The organism is Microbacterium sp. CFH 31415 (assembly GCF_022538185.1).
Taxonomy (GTDB): Bacteria; Actinomycetota; Actinomycetes; order Actinomycetales; family Microbacteriaceae; genus Microbacterium.
The window spans coordinates 130,721-154,343 of the sequence record NZ_JAKYXC010000010.1; the positions used below are offsets into that span (position 1 = coordinate 130,721).

Annotated in this window: 22 protein-coding genes and 1 pseudogene; 8 read left to right on the forward strand and 15 right to left on the reverse strand. The window is 70.2% G+C overall.

Going from position 1 to position 23,623, the window contains the following annotated elements; all coding sequences use genetic code 11:
- Positions 1–23 precede the first annotated feature (23 nt).
- Positions 24–1,973 (forward strand): sensor domain-containing diguanylate cyclase, encoded by a 1,950-nt coding sequence (locus tag MK786_RS12525; RefSeq protein ID WP_241112574.1) that lies wholly within the window; start codon positions 24–26, stop codon positions 1,971–1,973.
- Here MK786_RS12525 and MK786_RS12530 read toward each other — a convergent pair.
- Positions 1,965–2,270 (reverse strand): hypothetical protein, encoded by a 306-nt coding sequence (locus MK786_RS12530; protein ID WP_241112575.1) that lies wholly within the window; start codon positions 2,268–2,270, stop codon positions 1,965–1,967. The genes MK786_RS12525 and MK786_RS12530 overlap by 9 nt on opposite strands.
- A gap of 49 nt (positions 2,271–2,319) precedes the next feature.
- On the opposite strand from MK786_RS12530, the gene MK786_RS12535 reads away from it, so the two are divergent.
- Positions 2,320–2,580, forward strand: a complete 261-nt coding sequence (locus MK786_RS12535) for a hypothetical protein (protein WP_241112576.1) — start codon at positions 2,320–2,322, stop codon at positions 2,578–2,580.
- Between the two features lie 27 nt (positions 2,581–2,607).
- On the opposite strand, the gene MK786_RS12540 is transcribed toward MK786_RS12535, so the two are convergent.
- On the reverse strand, positions 2,608–3,378 hold the full coding sequence (locus MK786_RS12540) for an EAL domain-containing protein (RefSeq protein WP_241112577.1): 771 nt from the start codon (positions 3,376–3,378) through the stop codon (positions 2,608–2,610).
- 128 nt (positions 3,379–3,506) lie between these two features.
- Here MK786_RS12540 and MK786_RS12545 point away from each other — a divergent pair, with 128 nt between their 5' ends.
- Positions 3,507–3,821 carry an ATP-dependent DNA ligase gene (locus tag MK786_RS12545; RefSeq protein ID WP_191764408.1) on the forward strand — a complete coding sequence of 105 codons (315 nt, stop codon included), beginning with the start codon at positions 3,507–3,509 and terminating at the stop codon, positions 3,819–3,821.
- Between the two features lie 81 nt (positions 3,822–3,902).
- Complete coding sequence (locus MK786_RS12550) at positions 3,903–4,217, forward strand: hypothetical protein (RefSeq protein WP_241112578.1); 315 nt, start codon at positions 3,903–3,905, stop codon at positions 4,215–4,217.
- A gap of 53 nt (positions 4,218–4,270) precedes the next feature.
- Here MK786_RS12550 and MK786_RS12555 read toward each other — a convergent pair whose 3' ends face one another.
- Positions 4,271–4,831, reverse strand: coding sequence for an acyl-CoA thioesterase (locus MK786_RS12555; protein ID WP_241112579.1), 561 nt, complete (start codon positions 4,829–4,831; stop codon positions 4,271–4,273).
- Positions 4,832–4,985: 154 nt separating this feature from the next.
- Here MK786_RS12555 and MK786_RS12560 point away from each other — a divergent pair, with 154 nt between their 5' ends.
- Positions 4,986–5,492: a GNAT family N-acetyltransferase gene (locus MK786_RS12560; RefSeq protein WP_241112580.1), complete on the forward strand. Its 507-nt coding sequence runs from the start codon at positions 4,986–4,988 to the stop codon at positions 5,490–5,492.
- Positions 5,493–5,500: 8 nt separating this feature from the next.
- Complete coding sequence (gene cofE, locus MK786_RS12565) at positions 5,501–6,274, forward strand: coenzyme F420-0:L-glutamate ligase (protein ID WP_241112581.1); 774 nt, start codon at positions 5,501–5,503, stop codon at positions 6,272–6,274.
- On the opposite strand, the gene MK786_RS12570 is transcribed toward cofE, so the two are convergent.
- The 6 genes and pseudogenes from MK786_RS12570 to MK786_RS12595 form a co-directional block, all read right to left on the reverse strand.
- Positions 6,260–7,459: an aldehyde dehydrogenase family protein gene (locus MK786_RS12570; protein ID WP_374200476.1), complete on the reverse strand. Its 1,200-nt coding sequence runs from the start codon at positions 7,457–7,459 to the stop codon at positions 6,260–6,262. The genes cofE and MK786_RS12570 overlap by 15 nt on opposite strands.
- Before the next feature lie 124 nt (positions 7,460–7,583).
- Positions 7,584–7,826 (reverse strand): annotated as a pseudogene (locus tag MK786_RS16550) (MBL fold metallo-hydrolase); the annotation flags it as partial.
- A 56-nt stretch (positions 7,827–7,882) separates the two neighbouring features.
- A complete protein-coding gene (locus MK786_RS12580) occupies positions 7,883–8,692 on the reverse strand; it encodes an MBL fold metallo-hydrolase (RefSeq protein WP_241112584.1) in 810 nt (269 codons plus the stop codon).
- A gap of 1 nt (position 8,693) precedes the next feature.
- On the reverse strand, positions 8,694–10,499 hold the full coding sequence (locus MK786_RS12585) for a cytochrome b/b6 domain-containing protein (RefSeq protein ID WP_241112585.1): 1,806 nt from the start codon (positions 10,497–10,499) through the stop codon (positions 8,694–8,696).
- Positions 10,500–10,506: 7 nt separating this feature from the next.
- The gene (locus MK786_RS12590) at positions 10,507–11,472 is read right to left on the reverse strand and encodes an electron transfer flavoprotein subunit alpha/FixB family protein (protein ID WP_241112586.1); all 966 of its coding nucleotides are present in this window, start codon (positions 11,470–11,472) and stop codon (positions 10,507–10,509) included.
- Between the two features lie 13 nt (positions 11,473–11,485).
- On the reverse strand, positions 11,486–12,262 hold the full coding sequence (locus MK786_RS12595) for an electron transfer flavoprotein subunit beta/FixA family protein (RefSeq protein ID WP_241112587.1): 777 nt from the start codon (positions 12,260–12,262) through the stop codon (positions 11,486–11,488).
- Positions 12,263–12,503: 241 nt separating this feature from the next.
- Between MK786_RS12595 and MK786_RS12600 the strand changes: the two genes are divergently transcribed.
- Positions 12,504–13,040: a MarR family winged helix-turn-helix transcriptional regulator gene (locus MK786_RS12600; protein WP_241112588.1), complete on the forward strand. Its 537-nt coding sequence runs from the start codon at positions 12,504–12,506 to the stop codon at positions 13,038–13,040.
- A gap of 6 nt (positions 13,041–13,046) precedes the next feature.
- Here MK786_RS12600 and MK786_RS12605 read toward each other — a convergent pair whose 3' ends face one another.
- The 4 genes from MK786_RS12605 to MK786_RS12620 all read right to left on the reverse strand — a co-directional run bounded on the left by MK786_RS12605 (position 13,047) and on the right by MK786_RS12620 (position 16,491).
- Entirely contained in the window at positions 13,047–13,823 is a 777-nt protein-coding gene (locus tag MK786_RS12605; RefSeq protein WP_241112589.1) for an enoyl-CoA hydratase, read from the reverse strand.
- Positions 13,824–13,947: 124 nt separating this feature from the next.
- Entirely contained in the window at positions 13,948–14,853 is a 906-nt protein-coding gene (gene mmsB / locus MK786_RS12610) for a 3-hydroxyisobutyrate dehydrogenase (protein WP_241112590.1), read from the reverse strand.
- 1 nt (position 14,854) lies between these two features.
- Positions 14,855–16,018 carry an acyl-CoA dehydrogenase family protein gene (locus MK786_RS12615; RefSeq protein WP_241112591.1) on the reverse strand — a complete coding sequence of 388 codons (1,164 nt, stop codon included), beginning with the start codon at positions 16,016–16,018 and terminating at the stop codon, positions 14,855–14,857.
- 140 nt (positions 16,019–16,158) lie between these two features.
- Positions 16,159–16,491, reverse strand: a complete 333-nt coding sequence (locus MK786_RS12620) for a YciI family protein (protein WP_241112592.1) — start codon at positions 16,489–16,491, stop codon at positions 16,159–16,161.
- 130 nt (positions 16,492–16,621) lie between these two features.
- Between MK786_RS12620 and MK786_RS12625 the strand changes: the two genes are divergently transcribed.
- Complete coding sequence (locus MK786_RS12625) at positions 16,622–17,089, forward strand: hypothetical protein (RefSeq protein ID WP_241112593.1); 468 nt, start codon at positions 16,622–16,624, stop codon at positions 17,087–17,089.
- A gap of 2 nt (positions 17,090–17,091) precedes the next feature.
- Here MK786_RS12625 and MK786_RS12630 read toward each other — a convergent pair whose 3' ends face one another.
- Complete coding sequence (locus MK786_RS12630) at positions 17,092–17,265, reverse strand: hypothetical protein (RefSeq protein WP_241112594.1); 174 nt, start codon at positions 17,263–17,265, stop codon at positions 17,092–17,094.
- Positions 17,266–17,440: 175 nt separating this feature from the next.
- On the reverse strand, positions 17,441–23,503 hold the full coding sequence (pulA, locus tag MK786_RS12635) for a pullulanase-type alpha-1,6-glucosidase (RefSeq protein WP_241112595.1): 6,063 nt from the start codon (positions 23,501–23,503) through the stop codon (positions 17,441–17,443).
- Positions 23,504–23,623: the final 120 nt, after the last annotated feature.

Here is a 23,623-nt window from a genome sequence, read left to right on the forward strand (position 1 = left end):
GGGATGATGGCTGAGGAGGCGCGTTGACCGAGATCACGGTTCTGCAGTACGACGACGCTCGCGAGAGGGACGAAGCTGAAGCCCGCCGCCTGCAGGAGTGCGCCGCCGAGCCCATCCGGATCATCGGCCGCATCCAGTCCCACGGCATCCTGCTGGCCGTCGATGAGCAGACCACCACGATCGTGGCCGCGAGCGACAATGCCGCGCCGTGGCTCGGCCGCCGCGTTTACGAGCTCGGGAGCGAGACGCTGAGCTGGGCGGCCTCGCACGCCGCCGCCATCGACCCCGTGCGCGCCGAGATCGACGGCGTCACGTACGACGTGATCGTGCATCGCGGCGGATCACCGCTGCTCATCGATCTGGAGCGGGTGCACGCCGATCTGGAATACGTGCGCACCGGTGTGGTAGGCGCGATCCAGGGCCTCGCGGCGATCACCGATCCCGACGAGCTGCGCACGCGAGCCGCAGCCGAGATCAAGCGGATCACCGGGTTCGACCGGGTGATGTGCTACGAGTTCCACCCCGACGGCCACGGCCAGGTCGTGGCCGACGAGCGCGAGCCCGACATGGAGCCGTACCTAGGGCTGCACTTCCCCGCCTCCGACATTCCGTCGCAGGCCCGGGCGCTCTACCTCGAGAAGCGCTCCCGGGTGATCGTCGACACCGAAGACTCCGGCCTGGCCATCTCGACTCTGCTGCTCGAACGGGAGCCGCTCGACATCGGCGCCACCGAGCTGCGGGCGGCCTCGCCCCACCACCTGCAGTTCATGCGCAATATGGGCCAGGCCTCGACGCTGTCCCTCGCGCTCGTCGCTGACGACAGGCTCGTCGGGATGTTCACCTGCGCCCACCGCTCCCCGCGCAATGTTCCCGTGCTGCTGCGCCGCGCGCTCGAGGTGCTCGCGAGCCAGGTCACGATGCAGCTCACCGCCGCCCACCAGATCCGAGAACTGCGCCGACGCCTCGAAGCACGCGAGCGCCGGGTCGCGATCGTCGCACCGCTCTACGGGCGGGGCGACGCCGCGGCCGTGCTGCTCGGCGGCGCGCACACGGTTCTCGACGTCGTGCCCGCCGACGGGGTGATCCTGCGGCTCGGCGGTGCGGTGCACGGTCTCGGCACTGTGCCCCCGCACGAAACCGTCCTCGAGATCGTCGACGAGCTGGCCGCCGAGCGGCCGCGGTGGGAGGCACTCCCCCTCGAGCGCCCCGAGCTCGCGGTCGAGATGCCCGGTGTCGCGGGGCTGCTCGACGTGCCGATCGGAACCGAGGGCGACCGTCTGGTCTTCCTCCGCAGCGAGGTGGCACGCACGGTGGACTGGCTGGGCGACCAGCGCGCCGACAACCGCGAGGATGCGCTCTCCCCCCGCCGGTCGTTCTCGGCCTGGCGCGAGAGCGTGACCGGTCGCAGCCTGCCCTGGGGCGAGCACGCCCAGGACGCACGCGAGCTCGGCGATGAGATCCAGGCGGCGCTCACCGCCCGCGCACAGGCCGAGCTCGCGGAACTCGCCCTGCGGGATGCGCTGACCGGGCTTCACAACCGCCGGTTCCTCGACGATCGGCTGGAGGCCCTGGTCACGGGCGCCGCTCGCCTCGCACTGATCTTCCTCGACCTCGACGGATTCAAGGTCGTGAACGACACCCGCGGCCACGAGGTCGGGGACGCCGTGCTCGCCGCCATCGGCGGTCGCCTCTCAGGAGTCGCACGGGCCTCCGACGTGGTGGTGCGTCTCGGCGGCGACGAATTCGTGATCGTGTGCGTCGGCGCGGACGAGAAGGATGCGCACCATGTGGCGCAGCGCGCGATCCGGGCCATCGGGCGGCCGGTCGCGGTCGCCGACGCGGTGTTCCGTCTCTCGGTCAGCGCCGGCGTCGTGGCCGCGGCGCCCGGGATGACGGCATCGGAGCTTCTCGACGCGGCGGACGCGGCGATGTACCGCTCGAAGCGCGAGGGCGGTGGCCGCGTCTCAGCGTGATGCGGCCGGGTCCGGCTCGGGGACGATGCGCAGGCCGCCCGAGGAGTTCGCGGTATCGACGAGATCCTGCAGCCAGAGGCGGTTGATCTCGGGCATGGGCGCGTCGTACTCGAAGCGCAGCGCTGTGACCGGCGAGATCCAGACCGCCTGACGCAGCTGGGTCTTCTCGTCGGTGATGGCGAACGCGAAGCTCTCCTGACGACGCAGCTTGGCCATCATCACGAGTTCGATGTGGGCGAGCGTGCGGTCGTCGAGAGCGAAGCCGGTGGCCGGCGAACCGTAGTGAAGTGTGCCCACGAGTTCAATCCTAATCTCGACAGCCCGCGCGACGGGTACGCTGGGGCCCATGGCCATCGTGAACCGGCTCACTGTCGACGGACGTGACTACTTCCTGCCCGACCCGGTGACGGGGCTCAAGACCCAGATCCTCGAGGCGATCAAAGCGGGTGGCGGCTACGTCAACATCCCGCCGCTGCGCGGTGGTCCCGGCATCGACATCCTGTTCTCGCCGGGAATGCCGGTGACGTGGTCGCAGATAGACGTGGGCGAGTCGCCGTCGGTGGCAGACGACACCCCGGTCGACGCCCCCGACGAGTTCACGCTCTAGGCGGGTTCACGCTCCAGGCTGGCCCGTTCAGCGCCGCCAGAGGCCCTCGATCTCGGCGACGCCCATCGGCCTGCCGAGCAGGTAGCCCTGGCCGCGATGGCAGCCGCGGGCGATGGACCGGGCGAGGTCCTCGGGAGTCTCGATGCCCTCGGCGACGACCCGCCAGCCCTGGCTGTTCGATCGAGCGACCACATCGGTCACGATGGCGTCGGCTGCGGCATCCGCTCGCTGTGTCAGCGACCGGTCGATCTTTACCTCATCGATCGGCAGGGACTCGACCATGTCGATCGTGGTGTCTCCCGCGCCGAAGTCGTCGATCGCGATGGTCAGGCCGGCGGCGCGAAGACGCGCGAGCGCCCCGCGCATGTCGGGAAGCAGCTGAGGAGACGGCGTCTCGGTGATCTCGATCGTCACGGAGGCGGGGTCGATGCCGGTCACGGCCAGGCGTGCGATGACCGCCTCGGCGTAGTCGAGGGTGATGTGCGACGGCGAGGCGTTGGCCGCCAGTTCGACGGCGCGGCCGGCGCGCTGCCACTCGAGGATCTGCTCCAGGCCCTGCTCGAGCACCTGGAGGTCGATCTCCTCGACCAGCAGAGCATCTTCGGCGAGCGGGATGAAGGTCGACGGCGGCACTTCGCCGTCGACCTCATGAGTCCAGCGGCAGAGCACTTCAACTGCGACGGGCGCGCCGTCCGGCGCCCCGGTGTCGAGGGCGAATTGGGGCTGGTAGACGACCGTCAGTCCCCCCGACGACACCGCCTCTCGCAGGTCGTGGACGAGCGTCTCCGAAGTGGTCACCGTGACAGCCTGAGGGGTGGAGCACATCCCGTGCAACAGCAGACACGCGCGCCAGAAAGGCGTATACTCTGCGTCGCGCGCTGGCGCCGGGTTCCATGGACCCCCCGAACGCGCGCTAATCTGGCGGAATGGGCACCCTCACGTACGACTCGAAGATCGCCGTCTCGATCGATGACCGCGTCCTCGCGCACCTGCAGGCGGTCGTGTGGGCGAAGCTCCGTCGCGGCGAGCAGTTCCCTTTCACGTGGACCGATCCGATGCGCAGCGGAATGGGGCGCACCTCGGTGTGGCTCAGCCCCCACGTGCCGCTCTCGTTCGAATACTTCGGCAGCCGTCAGCCCCGACTCAACCCCGCGTGGGTGGAGGCGCTGACCAAGGCCGCCAACTCCCCGGCCGGCCTGTCGCTGGTTCCCGAACCCGACGACCCCGCCGCCGCCCGCTAGGCACGCTGCGCGCGCTTACCCTGGCTTCTCGAAGAAGTCAAGGGCCGATGCGCTGCGGCACACGCGCTTAGCGTTGCCGACATGACATTCCCCACTCTGACAGCTCCGGCGTCCTGGCGTGTGCAGTGGCGCAGCCTGGATCGCGGCGACTGGGAGGCCGGCCGCGGTGGCCGCAAGGTGGGCGCCGTCCGTCGCGAGCGCGGCGTCTATGTCGCCAGCACGCCCCGTGGTCGCACCGTCGGCGAGTTCGACACGCTCCCCGAAGCCCTCGACGCGGTCGGGCGCACCCCCCTGTCGTCGGTCGACTCCGCCCAGGTCTGGACGGCGCTCCTGGTGACCGTGAACGTGGCGATGGTGGCCTCACTGGCCGCCGTCGCGTCGGCGCTGCTGAACTGACCCTCCGCTGCCGAGCTGCGCCTCCGAGGTTGAGCTGAGCCCCCGCTGAGGCGTCAGCTCCAGACGCTGGGTGCTTCGGCTCGCGACGGAGGCAGAGCGGATGCCGCCGCCCAGTCGTGCACCCACGGGTCGATCTCGGGGATGCCGTCGGGATAGCCGACCGCCGCGAACAGCTCGTCGTGCGCGAGCGTGCCCCCGCTGCGCTTCATCATGCGCGCGCGGACGATCACGCGGGCGTAGATCTCGCCGTCGACGACGGCGCGGTGCTCGAGGTACACGGCCTTGTCGTCGTGACCGATCATGCGCGACTCGACGTCGAACCGCTTCCACAGCTCGAGCGACTTGCGGAATGTGACCGTCTCGCTCGACACGACCGCATACCAGCCGCGCTGCTTCATGACGTCGAACAGGCCCGTACGCACCAGCAGATCCCAGCGCCCCAGATCGAACAGCGAGAGGTACCTGCCGTTGTTCATGTGCATGAGGATGTCGAGGTCGGTGGGCAGGGTCGTCAGCCGCACCCGGCCGATACCGGTCGGCGGAAGGTGCCCTTCGCGCCGCACGCGCCGCCGCGCGCCGAGCATCACGAGCAGGGTCCGCCAGATCACGTTCACGGGGAGTGATGGTAGCGATCCACGAGCGCAACCGACATTCGGTTGTGGATCTCCGACACACGCGGCGGCGGCATCCGACCCCTTCGCGGCAACGCGTCCACAGGCGCCGTCCGGTCGATTTCGTCTCGCGCGGGGCCGGGCGTAGAGTCTGGCCATGGAAGCCGAACTCCAGACCGACATCGTCGTCCGTCCGGTGCGCGACGTGGACGCAGAGGCCCTCGGGCGTGTGCACGCCACCTGCTGGCACGAGACCTACGACCACCTCATCAGCAAGGCCGCCCTCGAAGCGGTCTCTCCCAAGCGTCTTGCTGAGCTGTGGACCCACTGGGCCGTCCAGGGTCCCGACTTCAAGATGTTCGCCGCGCTCGTCGGCGGGGAGATCGTCGGCTTCGCCGGCTCCGGCCCCGCGCGCGACAAGGACGCGCCGCGCTTCCGCGAGCTGTACTTCATCTACCTGCTCGACCAGTACCACGGCACGGGGATCGGCCAGAAGCTGTTCGACGCGGTCGTCGGCGCCGACGAGCAGCTGTATCTCTGGGTCGCCGACGACAACCCGCGCGCGCACCGGTTCTACACGCGCAACGGCTTCACGCTCGACGGCGCCTCGCACACCGAGCCGTTCCTGGGTGAGACGCTCACCGAGGTCCGCTTCGTCCGCTGATCGCTGACGTGCTGCAGGTCTGGGCTCTCGACGGGATCCCCGAGATAACGCCGGGCGACGACCTGGTGACGGTGATCGCGGATGCCGCGGCCGGCAACCTCGCCGACGGCGACATCGTCGTGGTGACCTCGAAGATCGTGTCGAAGGCCGAGGGGCGCATCGTGACGGCCGACGACCGCGAAGACGCGATCACCGCCGAGACGGTCCGGGTGGTGGCCTCGCGGCGGACGCCGAACGGCGGAACGACGCGCATCGTGCAGAACCGGCTCGGGATGGTCTCGGCCGCCGCCGGCGTCGACGCCTCGAACACGCCCGAGGGCACCGTCCTGCTCCTCCCGGAAGACCCCGACGCCTCGGCGCGCCTCATCGCCGCCGGGCTGCGCGAGCGACTCGGCGTGGAGGTCGGGGTGCTCGTGTCCGACACCCTCGGCCGCGCGTGGCGCGACGGCCAGACCGACCACGCGATCGGGGCGGGCGGGGTGCACGTCTTCGAAGACCTGCGGGGAGGGACCGATGCCGAGGGCCGCCCCCTCATCGTGACGATGCCCTGCGTCGCCGACGAGCTCGCTGCCGCGACCGACCTCGTCAAGGGCAAAGCCGCGCGGCGGCCGGTGGCAGTGGTGCGCGGGCGCGCCGACCTGGTCGGCTCGCTCGACCTTCCCGGCGCGCGCTCGATCGTGCGCCCGCTCGAGCGCGACATGTTCCGGCTCGGTGCCGACGAGGCCTATGCCGAGGGGTTCGCCGCGGGCGCGGCATCCGTCACCCCGTCATCCACCTTGTAGGGGGTCGTCAGCGCGCAGGCGCGGACCAGGGGTTCGCCTCCATCTCGGCGCGCACGGTGACCCACTGGGTCTCGGTGAACGCTTCGAGGTTGGCCGTGGCGCCGCCGAACCCGCGCCGTTGCCGGAGGCGCCGACGCCGCCGAACGGGATGTTCGCCTCGTCGTTCACCGTCTGGTCGTTGATGTGCACCTTGCCGCTGACGATGCGGTCGGCGACTGAGATCGCCGTGCCCGCATCGCCCAGGAGGCTCACCGACAGGCCGTACTCGCTCGCGTTCACGAGGTCGATCGCCTCGTCGAGCGTGCGGTAAGCGAGCACAGGGGCGACCGGGCCGAAGATCTCCTCGCGCCAGGCCAGCATGTCGGGCGTCATGCCGCGCAGCACCGTCGGGCGGAAGAAGCGCTGACCCGACGGACCGCCGGTGACCAGCTCGGCGCCCGCCTCGACGGCTGAGTCGACGATCCCGCATACCGCGGAGAACTGTCCGTCGTCGATGAGCGGGCCCATCTGCGCGTCGTGGTCGGTGTACGGGTCGGCGACCCGGAGCGAGTCCGCGATGCGGGTGAGTGCCGCGACGTACTCGTCGTACTGCGACTCGTGCACGAGGTGGCGCCCGGCGGTCTGGCAGATCTGGCCCTGATGGAGGAAGGAACCGTATGCGCCGGATGCTGCGGCCCGCTCGACGTCGGCACCGGGGAGCACCACGATCGCGTTGTTGCCGCCGAGCTCGAGGTGCGCCCGCTTCAGCAGCCGCGCGGCGGCCTCGCCGACGCGGCGCCCCGCCGCAGTGGAGCCCGTGAACGAGATGACGCGCACCTCGGGCGCCTCGACCGCGGCGACGCCGACCTCGGCACCGCCCGTGAGGGTCTGCAGCACGCCCGGCGGCAGGCCGGCCTCGTCGAACACACGCTGGATCGCGACGCCACCGCCGACCGACGTGCGGGGGTCGGGCTTGAGCAGCACCGCGTTGCCGAGGCCGAGCGCGGGGGCGACCGAGCGGATCGCCAGGGTCAGCGGGTAGTTGAACGGCGCGATGACCGCGACGACGCCCACCGGCACACGGCGCGAGAACGACCAGCGCGGCTTGTTGCTCGGGATGACCTCGCCGTTCGGGTGCGACGGCAGCGGGGCGAGCGGATGCCTGCGCAGAGCGCGCGATCTCCGCGCGGCTGCCCTCGGGCACACCCCACGCCTCGATGTCCGCCTGGATCGGCGCCGGGTCGGAGGCGCGCGCCGCGACCGCTTCCTGCGCGCGCTGTTCCGCCCGATGGAAGAGGATCGGCGTGCCGTCGCGTTCGCGGAGGCGCTCGGCGAGGCCGAGGTGGTCGGGGTGCAGGTGCGTCACCACCAGCGATGCCGGTCGTGCGCCCGCTCCAGCGATCTCGCGCATCGCCGCGTCGAGAGCCTCGATATTGGCGTCGAGCTCCCAGCCCGGGTCGATCACATGCACGCCGCCCTCGGCATCCCGCACCAGATACGACAGCGTGAACGGCATGCGCCCCGGAGCGATGCGCAGCGGCAGGCACCACACGCCGTCGGCGACCTCTTCCATCGCGGGAAGGCGCCCTTCCGCCTGGGCGAGGAACTCCGCCTGGCTGACCGGGGTGATCACGCCGTGGCCGCGAGGTAGTCCAGCTGCGCGCGGGTGGATGCCACCGCGGCGAAGCGCACGCGGGGATCGATCTCGCCGTAGACGTGGTCCACGACGGCCTCGACGAGCTCGTGATCGTCGGATGCTCGGACTCCGAGCGCCGCGAGGACGCCGCGCACCTGGTCGAGACGCTGCTCCCGATGCGACCGGTACGCGCGGCAGACGGTACGGAGGTCGGGGAGCATCGGCCCGTGGGCCGGCAGCACGGGGATGGCTCCGAACGCCTCCAGAGCGTCCAGCGACGCGAGATACGCACCGACGGCGCCGTCGGGGTGCGCGATGACGGTGGTCCCGCTGCCGAGGATCGTGTCGCCCGTGAGCATCGTTCCCCCTGCCGCGGGGCTGTCGATCGCGGCATCGTCTGGGAGGTGGAAGCTCACCGAGTCCGTCGTATGACCGGGCGTGGCTACGACGCGGATGCGCGTGCCGGCGGCCTCGATCTCCTCGTTCGCCGCGAGAGGGTCCGCATTCCGGCACAGGTCGGCCCGCCACGCTCGCACCGGGGCGTCGGTGAGGGCGACGAGCGAGTCGACGCCCTCGACATGGTCGGCGTGGTGGTGCGTGATGAGGATCAGCTCGACCGCGCCGATCCCCGCCAGGCGCCCAAGGTGGGCGGCATCCTCCGGACCCGGGTCGACGACCACGGCACCGTCGTGCCCGGGCGCCGCGATGACGAGCGAGTTGGTGCCGTCCAGTGTCATGGGGCCCGGATTGGGCGCGAGCAGCCGTCTGACGAGCCGCGTCCAGCGATCGGCAGACGGCGTCATGTCAGCGACTCGAGACGGTGCCGAACAGGCGGGCGATCGGCGCGAGCACGAGCGGCCGGGCGGCCACCCACGCTGCGGCGATCACGACGAGCGAGACGGAGAAGATCCAGAATCCGGCCCAGTTGTCCGCGTAGGCGTTCGGATCGACCGAGCCCTGCGCCGCGTACATGTGGTTCAGGTTGCGCAGCGCTCCCGTCGCGAACACCAGCACGACGTGCACGAAGATGAACAGCACGAAGTAGAGCATCACTGGGAAGTGCACGGCGCGGGCCCACTCCAACGGGTAGGCCTTGTTCAACCCGGCCGCGTTCTTCGGCCAGAGCCCCGACATGCGCACACCGGTGATCGCGGCGAGTGGCGCAGCGATGAACACGGTCGTGAAGTAGGCGAGCTGCTGCAGCGAGTTGTAGTTCACCCACCCGTTCTCGGTCGGCCAGTCCAGCGACACGTACTGCAGGGCGGCGCTGATCGCGTTCGGGAACACCTCCCACGACGTGGGGACGATCCGCATCCACTGTCCGCTGACGAACAGCAGCACGACGAAGATCAGGCCGTTGACGAACCACAGGATGTCGAGCGACTGGTGGAACCAGATGGTCAGGCTGATCTTGCGCTTGCTGTTCCACTTCGGCGTCCAGAACGCCGTCGGACGCTTCTCGCCCCGGATCCTGATGCCCGAGCGGATGACGAGCACCATCAGGAACACGTTGAAGAAATGCTGCCACCCGAGCCACGCCGGGAACCCGACCGGGGCCCCTTCGGGCAGGTGGTACTCGCCCGGATAGGACGCCAGGAAGTCGGCTCCCCACTGCGTGCAGAGCAGCCAGCGCACGGCGAGCACGGCCATGCCGGCGGCGAACAGAAGTCCGCCGCCGCCGACGATCACCGCACCGGCCCACTGCGCCTTGGTGAAGGGTCCGATCCGCTGCGGCTCGGCCCGCGGGGCCGGACGGGTCTTCGCGTACGCTCCGGGCCACACCGTGCGCGTGAACGGCAGCGGCCGATCGAGCGGAACGCCCGACGGCGTGCGGGCGGGCTCCGGCCCGACTGCGACGGGGGCGGCCGCCGGAGCGGCGGGAGCGGTGACGGATGCCGCAGCGGCGGGCACATCGGATACGGGAGCCGCCGGAGCGGCGGGAGCCGCGGGAGCTGAGGGCGCGAATCCGGCGGGCGGCCACGGCTCGCCGCCGGGCACGCGCGGCAGGCCGCGTCGGATCGGGCGACCACCGTCACCAGGAGCGGAAGCTGTTGCCGCGGCGGCGGGTGCAGCGGCGTCGGGCAGTGCAGCGGCCTCGACCACGGCAGCGGCCGGAGCGGCCACGGTGGCGACGGCGGCGGGAGCGGATGCCTCAGCCGCCGCAGCGGCGGGAGCCTCGGACGCTGTCGCCGCAGGTGCGGCCGCGGCAGCAGCGGGAGCCGCAACGTCGGCGGGTGCGGTACCCGCGGGCGGCCACGGCTCGCCGCCGGGCACGCGCGGCAGGCCACGACGAATCGCTCGCGCTCCCCCCGTCGGAACGGACGCGGTTGCGGGCGCGGCGGCCGGTGCCGCTGCGGCCGCCGCGACAGCACCCTCTGCAACAGCGGTGGGCTCGGCAGCAGCAGCTGCCGCGGTCTCGGCCGGCGCGTCGGTCGAGACCGGGGTCGCGATGGCAGCCACGGTCTCGGCCGCAGTCTGCGGATCAGCCGCGGGGCTTGCAGCCGCAACGGGCGCGCCGACGCCGTCGGGCGCCTCGCCGTTCGGGGGCCAGGGCTCGCCGCCGGCCACGCGCGGCAGGCCGCGGCGCAGGGTCGTGCCGTAGGTCGCCATGACGCCGCTACGCCTTCTTCGCCTCGAGCGCCGAGATGAGCTGCGGCACGACCTGGAACAGGTCTCCGACCACGCCGAAGTCGGCGACCTCGAAGATGGGGGCGTCGGCGTCCTTGTTGATCGCGACGATCGTCTTGGCGGTCTGCATGCCGGCCTTGTGCTGGATCGCGCCCGAGATGCCGAGCGCGACGTACAGCTGCGGTGCCACCGACACACCGGTCTGCCCGACCTGCGCCGCCTGCGGCACGTAGCCGGCGTCCACCGCCGCGCGCGAGGCGCCCACGGCGGCGCCGAGCGCGTCGGCGAGCTGCTCCACGAGCGCGAACTGCTCCTTCGAGCCGAGGCCGCGACCGCCCGACACGACCTTGGCCGCACCGCGCAGCTCCGGACGCGACGACGACACGACCGCGGCATCCACCGACTCGACCGTCGCCGACTTCCGTCCCGACGGGGTCACCTGAAGGGTCTCGACAGCGGGCGTGGCGACCGACTCGGCGCGGGCGTCGACCGAGCCCTGACGGATCGTGATGACCGGGGCACCCCACGTCACCGCAGCCTGCACGTTGTACGCGCCGCCGTAGACGGAGTGGTGGGCGACCACGCCCTCATCGTCGCGCGAGACGCCGACGGCGTCCACCGCGATCGCCGACCGCGTGCGCGCCGCGTACCGCCCGGCGGCCTCACGTCCGGTCACCGAGTGCGACACGAGGATCGCGTCGGGGCGCACGAGCGTCGCGGCGGCGTCCAGCGCATCCGCGACCGGCACTACCAGGCCGTCGCCGGCGGGGGCGACCAGCACGGTACCGGCGCCGAGGGCCGCGGCATCCGTCGCCAGCTTCTCGTCGCCGACCACCAGCGCAACGGGCGTGCCGACCTGCGCGGCGGCACCCAGCACCTCGGCGGCGGACTTCGCCAGCGCGCCCGAAGGCGTCACGTCGAGCAGGACCAGAATCGAATCTTCAGCAAACGTCATCACACACGCACCCTTACGCGAGCCGGTTCTGGATCAGGAACGCCGCGAGCTTCTCGCCGGCATCGCCCTCGTCGACGATCTTGGTGCCGGCTTCGCGCGGCGGCTTCTCGGACAGCCCGATCACGATCGACCGCGACGCGTTCGGGTCGTGCGGGTCGATGCCGAGGTCATCGAGCGACAGCGTCTCGAACGGCTTCTTCTTCGCCGCCATGATCCCCTTGAAGTTGGGGAAGCGGGCGTCGGGCAGCGCCTCGGTGATCGAGATGAGAGCCGGCAGGGCTGTCGACACGCTCATCGTCGCGCCTTCGACGGCGCGGGTGCCCGACACGGTGCCCTCGCCGATCTCGACCGAGGTCAGGTAGGTAGCGGCCGGCACGTCGAGGATCTCGGCCACCATGGCGGGGATCACGCCGCCCGAGCCGTCCGTCGACTGGTTGCCGGCGATGACCAGATCGAAGCCGGTGCGCTTCACCGCAGCGGCGAGCACCTCTGCCGTCAGGCCCAGGTCGGCGCCGAGAAGCGCCTCGTCCACGACGTGCACCGCCGACGCGGCGCCCATCGCCAGGCCCTTGCGCACCGTCGACGACGCCGACTCCGGCGTCATCGACAGCACCACGACCTCGGTGCCGGGGTCCTTGTCGGCGTACGACAGCGCGACCTCGATCGCCCGCTCGCCGATCTCGTCGAGCACCGCTTCCGATGCCCCGCGATCCGCCAAGCCGGTCTCCAGCGACAGCTTGCGGTCCCCGTAGGTATCCGGGACTTCCTTGACCAGGACGACGATCCTCATATCGATCTCCTCACGCTGGGCACGAGTCTAAGACGCGGCGAAGAATGTACCCAATCGAGCGTTGCAGGCAGGTAATGAGTCGCGCAGATCCCCGTCAATGTATACACAATGAGCGGATTCCGCGGACCGAAGAGTGCGAATCTACCCTGGCGGCGCGGTTGCGCTCGAAGCAAGCCGTCGTCGCACTGAGTGAGCGGAGCGCGCGACTTCTCGCACGCTACGGTGGAGCGAGGAGGTCGTCATGGCAGCACCCAAGCGTCTTCCGGTCGATCCGATCGCCGAGGCCAAGAGGCAGTGGATCGCGCACGGCTGGGAGCCCGCCGCATCCGGCATGACCGCGGTCACCTCGATCATCCGCGCGCAGCAGCTGATGTTCGCCCGTATCGATGCGGCGCTCAAGCCCTTCGGCCTCTCGTTCGCCCGCTACGAGATGCTGCGCCTCCTCGCCTTCACGAGATCGGGACGGATGCCGATGGCCAGCGCCATCGCGCGGCTGCAGGTGCACCCGACCAGCGTCACCAACACCGTCGACCGGCTCGCCCGCGACGGCCTGGTGACGCGGGAGCCACACCCGATCGACGGCCGCGCGGCGATGCTGGTCATCACGTCCGCCGGACTGGATCTCGTGGAGGACGCCACCGTCGCGCTCAACGAGAACGTGTTCGAGGACGTCGGCCTCACCGACGACGACACCGCCGAACTCGTGCGGATCATCGCACGCTTCCGCAAGGACTCCGGCGACTTCACCGACCCGCGCCCGCAGCCCGATCCCCTGTAACCAGGCTCAGCGCCCCTGGAAGTCCGGCGCGCGCTTCTCGCGGAACGCCGCCATCCCCTCTTTCTGGTCCGCGGTGTCGAACAGGCTCGCGAAGACATGGCGCTCGAGGCGCAGCCCTTCGGCGAGCGGCACCTCCATGGCGGCGTCGAGCGTGGCCTTGGCCGCATACAGCGACGGCAGCGACTTCGACGCGATCGTCTCGGCCGTCTTCGCGGCTTCGTCGAGCAGGTCTGCGACCGGGACGACGCGCGAGACGAGTCCCGAGCGCTCGGCCTCCGCAGCATCCATCATCCGACCGGTCAGGATCAGCTCTGCCGCCTTGTAGTAGCCGACCGCGCGGATGAGCCGCTGCGATCCGCCCATGCCCGGGATTACCCCGAGGTTGATCTCCGGCTGGCCGAACTTGGCGTTGTCGGCGGCCAGGATGATGTCGCACATCATCGCGAGCTCGCAGCCGCCGCCCAGGGCATAGCCCGACACCGCCGCGATGACCGGTGTGCGCACGGCCGCGAACTGCGCCCAGCCGCCGAAGTGGTCGCCCATCAGCATCTCGAGCCCGTTCTTGGACTCCATCTCCTTGATGTCGGCGCCCGCGGCGAACGCGCGCTCGGATCCGGTGAGCACGATCGCGCCGATGTTCTCATCTGAATCGAAGTCGGATGCCGCGGCCACGACATCGCGCATCGTCTGCGTGTTGAGGGCGTTGAGCGCCTCGGGACGGTTGAGGGTGATCCAGCCCACGCGTCCGCGCGTCTCGACCAGGATCGTCTCGTACTCGGCCATCGTTGCCCGCTTTCGTCTCAGGGTCGTGATCATTCCACCAGAACAGGGGATCTGCCGAGGACAGGACGATTCCGCGCGGATCGTCCTGCGTGCGCCAGAACAGGAGATTCGGGCGCAGCCGGGGTCAGTCGGACTCGGCTCGGATCGTGTTGATGATGCCCGAGAAGTCCTGGCCTGCGCCGGGGCCGTCGGCGAACCCCTGGTAGATGCGGCGCGCGAGCATGCCCATCTGCGCCTCGACACCCGTGGACACGATCGCGTGCTCGGCGAGACCGAGGTCCTTCGACATGAGCGCACCCGCGAAGCCGGGCTGGTAGTCGCGGTTCGCGGGGCTCGTGGGCACCGGCCCCGGCACCGGGCAGTTCGTCGTGAGCGCCCAGCACTGACCCGACGCGTTGGAGGCGACGTCGAACAGCGCCTGGTGCGAGAGGCCGAGCCGCTCCCCCAGCACGAACGCCTCGGCGACGGCGATCTGCGAGACGGCGAGGATCATGTTGTTGCAGACCTTGGCGGCCTGGCCGAGCCCTGCTCCGCCGCAGTGCACGATGCGTCGGCCCATCGCCTCCAGCACCGGGCGCGCCGTCTCGAAGTCGTCGTCGCTTCCGCCGACCATGAAGGCGAGCGTCGCGTTCTCGGCGCCGACCACGCCTCCAGAGACGGGGGCGTCGAGCGACCGGTGCCCTGCGGCTTCGGCGAGCGCGTGCGCGGCCCGCGCCTCGTCGACCGCGATGGTCGACGAGTCGATGAACAGCGTCCCGGGGACTGCGACGTCGAGCAGACCCTGTGCACCGTCGACACCGCGGTAGGCGTCGAGCACCTGCGCGCCCGACTGGAACATCGTGATCACGATCTCGGCGCGGGCCGTCGTAACGGCGGCCGGTCCTGACTCGGCGACAGGGAGGCCGCCCTGGGCCGCGGCATCCATCGCGCCCTGGAAGACGTCGAAGCCGACGACCTCGTGACCTGCGCTGGCGAGGTTGCGGGCCATGGGGAGGCCCATGTGCCCGAGTCCGAGGAAGGCGATGCGCATGTCAGGCTCCCAGCAGTTCGCGGCCGATGATGACACGCATGATCTCGTTCGTCCCCTCGAGGATCTGGTGGACCCGGAGGTCGCGCACGACCTTCTCGATGCCGTAGTCGTGCAGGTACCCGTAGCCGCCGTGCAGCTGCAGCGCCTCGTTCGCGATGCGGAATCCGGCGTCGGTCGCGTAGCGCTTGGCCATCGCGCACTGCATCGAGGCGTCGGGGGCCTTCGCGTCCAGCGCGGCCGCCGCGTCGCGCACCAGAGCCCGCGCCGCGCGCAGCTCGGTCGCGAGATCGGCGAGCGTGAAGACCACGGACTGCTTCTCAGCCAGGGGCTCGCCGAACGTGAAGCGCTCGTGCACGTAGGCGATGGCACGGTCGAGCGCCCACCGCGCACCGCCCAGCGAGCACGCGGCGATGTTGATGCGACCGCCGTCGAGGGCCGACATCGCGATCTTGAAGCCCTGCCCCTCGCTGCCGAGCAGGTTCGCGGCCGGCACGCGGACCTCGTCGAGGATGACCTGGCGCGTCGGCTGGGCGTTCCAGCCCATCTTCTTCTCGTTCGCGCCGAACGACAGGCCGGCGGCGTCGGCGGGCACGAGGAAGGCCGAGATGCCGCGCGCCCCCGGGTCGCCCGTGCGCGCCATGACGATGTAGACGGATGCCTCGCCCGCGCCGGAGATGAACTGCTTGACGCCCGTCAGCACGAACTCGTCGCCGTCGCGGATCGCGCTCGTGGTGATGGCGGCGGCATCGGAGCCGGCGCCGGGCTCGGTGAGGCAGTAGCTGCCGAAGCCGTTCATCGCGGTGAGCAGCGGCAGCCACTCCTGTCGCTGGGCGTCGGTGCCATAGGTGTCGATCATCCAGGCGACCATGTTGTGGATGGAGATGTACGCGGCGATCGCGGGGTCGCCGACGGCGAGCTGCTCGAAGATGGCGGCGGCGTCGGAGCGCGCGAGGCCTGTGCCGCCGACGTCTTCGCGCACGTAGATGCCGCCGAGCCCGAGCTCGCCGGCGCGACGCAGCGTCTCGCGCGGGAAGTGCTTCTGCTCGTCCCACTCGAGAGCGTGCGGCGTCAGCTCGGCGGCCGCGAAGTCGCGGACGGCGTCGATGACCGCGGCACGTTCGTCGGGCGACAGGGCGGTGGACGGGGTGGTGATCGTCATGGACATCGTTGCTCCTTCGGCCTCACCGGACGCCTTCGTGGGGCATCCTGATGAAAGTCACCGTGCCTTCATTGGCACGTTGCCGATTTTACATGGACTTCCATGTATCTGCGAGGGAGACCGCGTTTCGGTCTCCCTCGCCGTCTTCACTCGCCCCAGGGAGCGAACGCGCGCAGCTCGATCTGACCGTTGCGGGCCATCGGATGCCGCGACGCGATGTCGATCGCCTCGTCCAGGTTCTCGACATCGAGGATGTCGAAGCCCAGGATCACTTCGCTCGTCTCCGCGAACGGCCCCCGCGTCGTGAGCACCTTGCCGCCGCGCACGCGGACGACGGTGGAGTCGCTCGGCGGCGCGAGCACCTCGCCGATCACCCGCTTGCCGCTCGCGTCGAGCGGGTCCACCCACAGGTCGATGTCGGACTGGTCCTGCTCGGAATCGGGCTGAGAGTCGCTGACGACGAACATCATGAATTTCATGATCTGATCCTTCCGTGACGGGGAGGCCTCACACCACCCTCCCTCCAGGCGTCGTACGAGCGCGGGGCGCATCGACGATTCCGCACAGAAGTTCTTCGTCCGCAGACGTCGCGTGCGGCATCCTCAGATCATGAGACGGATGCTGCGCCCCCTCTCCGCCCTCTGCATCGGCGTCGCCGCGGCCGGGCTGACCGCGTGCGGGGGCGAACTGATCCAGCAGGAGCAGTGCGTCGACTGGGTCTGGTTCGAGACGCCCCTCGACGCCGCGGACGACGCGCACGCGGTCGCGATCGGGCGGGTCACCGGCCAAGCGGGCACGGTGTCGAGCTACGGCGAGACGTCGAACGTCTGGACCTTCGAAGTCGAGGAGTGGGTCGCCGGGGACGGTGCCGACGTGATCGAAGTCGTCTCGCTCCCCCGCACGTGCGAGACCGGAAGCCCCTACCCCGACGGCGACCCGCTCGACACCGACGCCGACGTCATGGTCTTCCTTCGCCAGCAGGACGCCGACTCCGCCCAGACGATCACCGGACTGCAGGGCGTGATCCGCGGGGACGGGGCTGCCGAGGTGCCCGACGCCTGGCCGGACGAACCCTGAGCTCAGAGGCTCTCGAGGACTCCCGCGCCGAACACGACCGCAGCGGCTGCGGCGACGGCGGCGAGCGCGACACCCACGATCACTACGACGAGGATGTTGCCCGCCACCGTCAGCAGCAGGGCGCCCGCGGTCGAGAGTCCGTGGCGCGTGGTCTGGATCGGAGAGGTCGCGGTCACCTCATCGACGCTACGGACGCGGCTTTCCGCGCGCGTCCGCCGCAGGTCGCACCGGGGTCAGCCTCGAGGATGACTTCCTGACACCGGGTCGCGTTTCGTCTCGTCGCTCCGCTCCTCGCTCAACGACCCGCGGAGGGACGAACTCCCCGCGGGTCGTTGAAAGCACTGAGCTCGGTCAGTGGATGAGCACTGGCACCGGCACCACAGCTCGGGAGTCCTTGTACCCGGTCGCGCCGTCGAACGAGGTGCGCAGCAGGTGCACGCCTCGGCTCAGCGTCGGCAGCGTGACGCGCACGGTGCCCTTCGCCGCCGCGGTCAGCTGAACCGTCGCGATGACCTTCCCGCCGTCGGTTACCGTCACGGTGCCGACCGGCGCTGTGCCGTCGGCGGCCACGACCTTGCCGACGACCTTGACCGTCGAGCCGTGCTTGGCGACGAGCTTGTCGGGCGCAGCGAGCACCGCGGTGCGCACGTCCTCCTTGTCGACGAGCACGGCCACCGAGCGGGCGGGCACGGTGAGGGCGCCGGTCGCGGCATCCCACGTCGTCGTCTTCACCACGGCATCCGAGCCGTTCGCCTGCGCGGCGGTGAGGGCGAACCCGCGTCCGGCGAGGTCGGGCAGCGTCTGGGTCGTCGCTTCGGGCGACGCGTTGAACACCACCAGGGCACCCTCGAGCTCACGGTCGACGTTCTCACCCACGAGGTCGTCGATCAGCATCACGACCACGCCGGGCGTGGCATCCGGTCCGCTGTTCGGGAACGACACCTTCTCCTTGATCAGATCGGCTGAGCCGAGCCGCAGCAGGCCGACTTCCTCGCGGATGCGGAGCAGATCGAGAGCGGATGCCTCGGCCGCGGCGATGTCGGAGGCGCCGGGCTTGAGCGCCGGGTTCTCGAGCAGCGGCTTCATGAACGACCATTTGGCCTCGTTGTCGGCCTTGCGGGGCAGGCCGGACCCGAAGGTCGACTCCTGACCGGTCCAGTCGATCCGGTTGAACCAGTCGCCCGAGTTGTAGCTGTTGCGGTCGAGCGACTTCGAGCGCAGCAGCTCGGTGCCGGCGTGCCAGAACGACGGCGTCTGTGAGAACGCGGTCGTCGCGAGCGACAGCGTGTTCATGCGCACGCGGTCCGCCATCGACGTGTCGACCGGGAGCTTGAAGACCTGGTGGTCGTACAGCGTCTCGTTGTCGTGCGCGTCGACGTAGGTGATGACCTCGTCCGGCTGGTCGGCATACCCCGCCGGCGAGCCGTTGTAGTCGAACTGATCGCCCGCCTTCACGGTGCCGTCCGAGGCCGTCATCTCGAAGTCGCGGAGGTTGCCCGCGAGCCCGAGCTTCACCAGATCGGTCTTGCGCGCGAGATCGCCCGCGGGGTCGCCCGGCACGTCCGGTCGACCGTTCGGGTCGGTGAACAGGCCGGTGCCGAAGCCCTGGTAGAAGATGGATGCGCCGTCGACCGGGCTGCCGCCGTGCACGGCGTCACGCAGCCGGTCGCTGAACGTTCCGATGCCGGTGCCGCCGAGCTGCCCCTGCGTCGCCTGCTCGAAGAGGGCGTTGTTCGCGACCTCGCCGAAGTTCCAGCCCTCGCCATAGAGGTAGATCGCCTTGCCGTCGACGCCGTCCTTCTTGAGCGTGAGCACATCGAGCGCCGCCCGGATCGCGAGCATGTTCTCCTTCGAGTGGTGCCCCATCAGGTCGAAGCGGAAGCCGTCGACCTTGTAGTCGCGGGCCCAGGTGACGACCGAGTCGACCATGAGCTTCTGCGCGACCTGGTGCTCGGTCGCCACGTTCTGGCAGCACGTCGAGGTCTCGACCTTCCCCGCGAGGTTCAGGCGGTGGTAGTACCCCGGCACGACCTTGTCGAGCACCGACTTGGCGTCCTGGCCGGACTGGGCGGTGTGGTTGTACACCTCGTCGAGCACGACCTGCAGGTCCATGCTGTGCAGCGCGCCGACCATCTCACGGAACTCGTGCACGCGCGCCCCGCCCTCGGGGTCGACGGCGTACGAGCCCTCAGGCGCGGAGTAGTGGTACGGGTCGTAGCCCCAGTTGAAGCCGTCGGCGTCGATCACCCCGGCGATGCAGGCCTGCTGCTCCTCGCTTCCCGGGCCCATCGAGGCCAGATCGCAGTCAGGCACAGCCTGGACGGCGCGGTCCTCCTCGATCGACGCGATGTCGAACGACGGCAGCAGGTGCACCGTGTTGATGCCCGCGTCGGCGAGCTGGCGAAGCTGCTTCGTACCCGCGCTGTCGCGCGTGAAGGCGCGGTACGTGCCGCGCTCGGCAGCCGGCACCGTCTCGTCGGTGATCGAGAAGTCGCGGATGTGCAGCTCGTAGATCGCCCGGTCGACCGGGCGGTCGATGACCGGCGCCTTCGTCTTCTCCCACTGCTTGGGCTTCCACGACTTGTCGTTCAGGTCGATCGCGACCGAGCGCTCGGAGTTGAGGGTCAGCCCGACCGAGTACGGGTCGGTCACGACATTCGTCTCGATCTCACCGGTGGAGGGGGCGAAGACCTTCAGCTCCCACAGGAACTCGTCGCCCTTGAGCGACTTCGCGCCCGAGACCGTCCAGACACCGGATGCCGCATCCCACGTCGCCTCGTGACGGGTGGGGTCGCCGTCGGTGCCGGCATCCCACGTCAGCAGCGTCGCCTGCTGCGCGGTCGGAGCCCACAGGCGGAACGTCGGCTTACCTGCCTTGAACGAGACGCCGAGCGCCGCGTCGGCGACCGCGTCGGCATACAGGTCGTCGAGGACGCCCGGGATCTGCATGCCGGTGTAGGCCTTCAGGGCGCCGGCGGCGTCGCGCTGCGACACCATGAGCTGGCCCTTCAGGAGGGCGGCCGCGTCTCCCTCCACGCGCAGCGCGACGAAGCCTGCGAGTGCGGGGAACTTCTTCTTCTGCTCGGCGGTGAGGCCGCCGTCGATGCGGGTGAGGTCGATCGCATCGCCGCCGCTGATCTCGCCATCGGTGAGGACCAGCGATGCCTCGTCCGAGGCATGCAGCTGCCAGGTCGCGTCAGCGGCGGTCGAACCCAGGTCGGCCGGCCACGCGATGGTCTCGGCGTCGATCCAGTGCGCGCGGAGCTCACCGGTGCCGACGAGCGGGGGGTCGGTGGCCTTGACCGTCAGCACGTGGGACTCGAGGTTGTACCGGAACGTCACGACCTTGCCCGCGGTCGCGCTGAACGTGATGTTCGCGCCACCGGGTGCGCCGCCCACCCCGTAGTTCTCGTCCCAGCTCAGGTTGTGCGCGACCTTGACCTCGTACGAGCCGGTGGGCAGATCGTCGGTCGTGTACTGGAAGACCCCGTCCTTGTTCCGGTCGAACATCATGGTCGCGAGGCACTCCGGCTGCCAGTCGCCGGGGCAGCCGAGCTCGCTCTGCAGCGAGCCGGGCAGCGTGATGACGGGACCGTCGGCGGTGGACCAGATGTTCTTCGTGCGCGAGTCGAAGTAGAAGGTGATCGCGCCACCGGCGTGCTTCAGCACGATGTCGGAGCCGCCGGATGCACCGCCTGCGCCGTAGTTCTCGTTCCACGACTTCTCGACGGCGACCTTGTAGGCATAGTCGCCGGCGGCGAGGTTCGCGACGCTGAGGCGCCAGATGCCGCCCGCCTGCTCCTCCATCTGCACGGCCGCGCAGTCGGGCTGCCAGTCGCCGGGGCATCCCGCCTCGCTGTTGAAGCTGCCGGGCACGCTGACGAAGCCGTAGTCGGTCGGCTCCTGCGGCTCGGGCTCTTCCGGAGCCTCCGGCTCTTCGGGCTGCTCGGGAGCGGCGAGCGCGACGCGGTTTCCCACGGAGGCGTACGTCGATGCGGCTGAGCGGTTGCCCGCGGCATCCGTCGACACCGACCGGTACTCGACGAGCGTGCCCGCCGCGAGACCGGCCACGTCGTGGAAGACGCGGGGCGAGGTGTCTTCGGCCGTGCCGAGCGCGTGCCACTCGTCGTCGCCGACGACGCGCCACGCGAAGCTGGTCTCGGCCCAGACGCCGTCGGCGACGTCGGCTGCGACCGCAGCGACGCCACCGAGGCCCGCGCCGGCCTCGGGGACGGTGACGGCGATGTCTCCGGCCTGCTCCGGCGCGGTGACCTCCTTACCGGCGGTGTAGACCACCGCGGACAGCGCCGGGACGGTGATCGACGCGACGCCTGCGGAGTCGGTGGTGAAGCCGCTGCCGCCGCCGTACAGCGGCGTGAACGAGGCATCCGTCGTCAGAGTCGGGATCGAGACGGTCTTGTCGGCGGTCGCGTTGTTGGTCGCGACGAGGTACTCGATCTTCTCGTCGCGGTCGACGCGGCTGAAGGCGTAGACGCCGGTCGCCGCGTCGTCGACGAAGCGCTCGATCTGCGCACCCGATTCGAGGGCCGGGTGGCTCGCACGGAGGTCCGCGAGCGCAGCGATGTGCGTGTAGAGCGGGGCGTCGGTGTCGTAGCGGTCGGTGCTGCCGAGCTGCTCGCCGGTGACGAGCGGCTGGTTGGCGTAGTCGGCCGTCTGCGTGGCGAAGAGCGATTGGCGGGCATCCTTGTCGCCGCCCGTCCCGGCGAAGCCCTGCTCGTCGCCGTAGTAGACGACCGGCTGGCCGCGCGTGAGGTACATCAGCTCGTGGGCGAGTTCGTCGCGCTGCTGCGCATCGGCTCCGGCGAGGAAGTAGCCGATACGGCCCATGTCGTGGTTGCCGAGGAAGGTCGGCAACGCCGTCGCCGACGAGTCCGGCGTCGTGTACATGTCGTCGCCCGCGAACAGGGTGCGCAGGCCGGCGGGCTTCGCGCCGGCGCCGGTGCCCTTGGCGTAGGCGGTCGCGGCACTCTGGAACGTGAAGTCGAGCACCGAGTTCATGTCGGTCTTGCGCACGTAGGGCGAGAGCTTGGCCGGGTCGGCGTCGTACACCTCGCCGAACATGAAGAAGTCGGGTTTGCCGGCCGCGTGGGCGTAGTCGAGCACCTCGGTCGCCCACTCCTCCCAGAACTCGAAGTTGACGTGCTTGGCGGTGTCGATGCGGAACCCGTCGATGCCGAGGTCCACCCAGTCCTGGTAGACGTCGACGAACCCGTCGACGACGGTCGGGTGCTCGGTCATGAGGTCGTCGAGGCCGACGAAGTCGCCGAAGGTCACCGACTCGCCCGCCCAGGTCGAGTCGCCGCGGTTGTGGTAGAGCGTCGGGTCGTTGAGCCACGCGGGCACCTTGACGTCCTTGTCGGCGTCGGCGATGACGGGCGTGTACGGAAAGCTCGTGGCCGGGTCGAGCTCGGGGAACTCGTCGGTGCCGGCGTAGGTGCCCGGGTCGAACGCCGTGCCGTCGGCGTCGCGGTAGGGGTCGGCCTCCTGTGTGATGTAGCTCTGCGACCCCTCCTCGTACGAGATGACGTCGGCGGTGTGGTTCGTGATGATGTCGAAGTACACCTTGATACCGCGGTCGTGCGCGTCGTCGATCAGCGCCTCGAGCTCGGCGTTGGTGCCGAGATGCGGGTCGATCTGGGTGAAGTCGGTGATCCAGTAGCCGTGGTAGCCCGCGCTCGCATCGGCTCCGGCGCCCTGTACGGGACGGTTCTTGAAGCTCGGGGTGAGCCAGATCGCCGTCGTGCCGAGGCCCTCGATGTAGTCGAGCTTCGAGTGCAGGCCGGCGAGGTCGCCGCCCTGGTAGAAGCCCTTGTCGGCCGGGTCGAAGCCGTGCGCGAGGCGGTCACCCTCGATGCCCCCGGTGTCGTTGGACGCGTCGCCGTTGGCGAAGCGGTCGGTCATGACGAAGTAGAACTGCTCGGCGCTGCCCGGCTGGCGCACCGGCGCGGCGACGAGCGCGTCATCCGCCTCGGTGTACCCGGCGGCGAGCGAGCGCACCTCGATGCCGATGCGGTGGGTCGTGTCGTCGTAGCTGAAGCGCAGCGTCGAGGGTCCGGCGACTGTGAGCGGGATGTCGTCGCTCCCGCCGTTGAGGCCGTACGACTCGTCCCAGGCGTCGTTCACGGCGACCTTGTACTGGTACGAGCCTGCGGGCACCTCGAACTCGGCCGCGTAGACCCCTGCGGTGTCGGTGAGCGTGAGCTCGGTGGCGGCGCACTCGGGCTGCCAGTCGCCCGGGCACCCCAGCTCGCTCTGCAGACTGCCGACGAGCGCGAACGAGCGCTCCGCAGCGGCTGCGGGGGCGACGGCGACCAGGCCCCCGGTGAGGATCAGTGCCGCTGCGGTGAGGATCGCGGCAGTACGGCGGACACGTGCGGATGTCGGCTTCGACACGGAGGAACTCCTGGGGAGGCAGGGCACGACGACGTGCCTGGAGATGCAGTGTGCGGCCGACGCTAGCATCCGGTCGCGTGAAACTGCAAGCGCTTACATTGTGAGAAGTGGCTCATTTGC

Coding starts and splice junctions, on each gene's coding strand:
- MK786_RS12620 (WP_241112592.1), bottom strand. CDS start 16,491: ATGAAATTCATGATGTTCGTCGTCAGCGACTCTCAGCCCGATTCCGAG.
- MK786_RS12535 (WP_241112576.1), top strand. CDS start 2,320: ATGGCCATCGTGAACCGGCTCACTGTCGACGGACGTGACTACTTCCTG.
- mmsB (WP_241112590.1), bottom strand. CDS start 14,853: ATGCGCATCGCCTTCCTCGGACTCGGGCACATGGGCCTCCCCATGGCC.
- MK786_RS12625 (WP_241112593.1), top strand. CDS start 16,622: ATGAGACGGATGCTGCGCCCCCTCTCCGCCCTCTGCATCGGCGTCGCC.
- MK786_RS12585 (WP_241112585.1), bottom strand. CDS start 10,499: ATGGCGACCTACGGCACGACCCTGCGCCGCGGCCTGCCGCGCGTGGCC.
- MK786_RS12550 (WP_241112578.1), top strand. CDS start 3,903: ATGACATTCCCCACTCTGACAGCTCCGGCGTCCTGGCGTGTGCAGTGG.
- MK786_RS12560 (WP_241112580.1), top strand. CDS start 4,986: ATGGAAGCCGAACTCCAGACCGACATCGTCGTCCGTCCGGTGCGCGAC.
- MK786_RS12590 (WP_241112586.1), bottom strand. CDS start 11,472: ATGACGTTTGCTGAAGATTCGATTCTGGTCCTGCTCGACGTGACGCCT.
- MK786_RS12600 (WP_241112588.1), top strand. CDS start 12,504: ATGGCAGCACCCAAGCGTCTTCCGGTCGATCCGATCGCCGAGGCCAAG.
- MK786_RS12615 (WP_241112591.1), bottom strand. CDS start 16,018: ATGTCCATGACGATCACCACCCCGTCCACCGCCCTGTCGCCCGACGAA.
- MK786_RS12580 (WP_241112584.1), bottom strand. CDS start 8,692: ATGACGCCGTCTGCCGATCGCTGGACGCGGCTCGTCAGACGGCTGCTC.
- MK786_RS12605 (WP_241112589.1), bottom strand. CDS start 13,823: ATGGCCGAGTACGAGACGATCCTGGTCGAGACGCGCGGACGCGTGGGC.
- MK786_RS12545 (WP_191764408.1), top strand. CDS start 3,507: ATGGGCACCCTCACGTACGACTCGAAGATCGCCGTCTCGATCGATGAC.
- MK786_RS12595 (WP_241112587.1), bottom strand. CDS start 12,262: ATGAGGATCGTCGTCCTGGTCAAGGAAGTCCCGGATACCTACGGGGAC.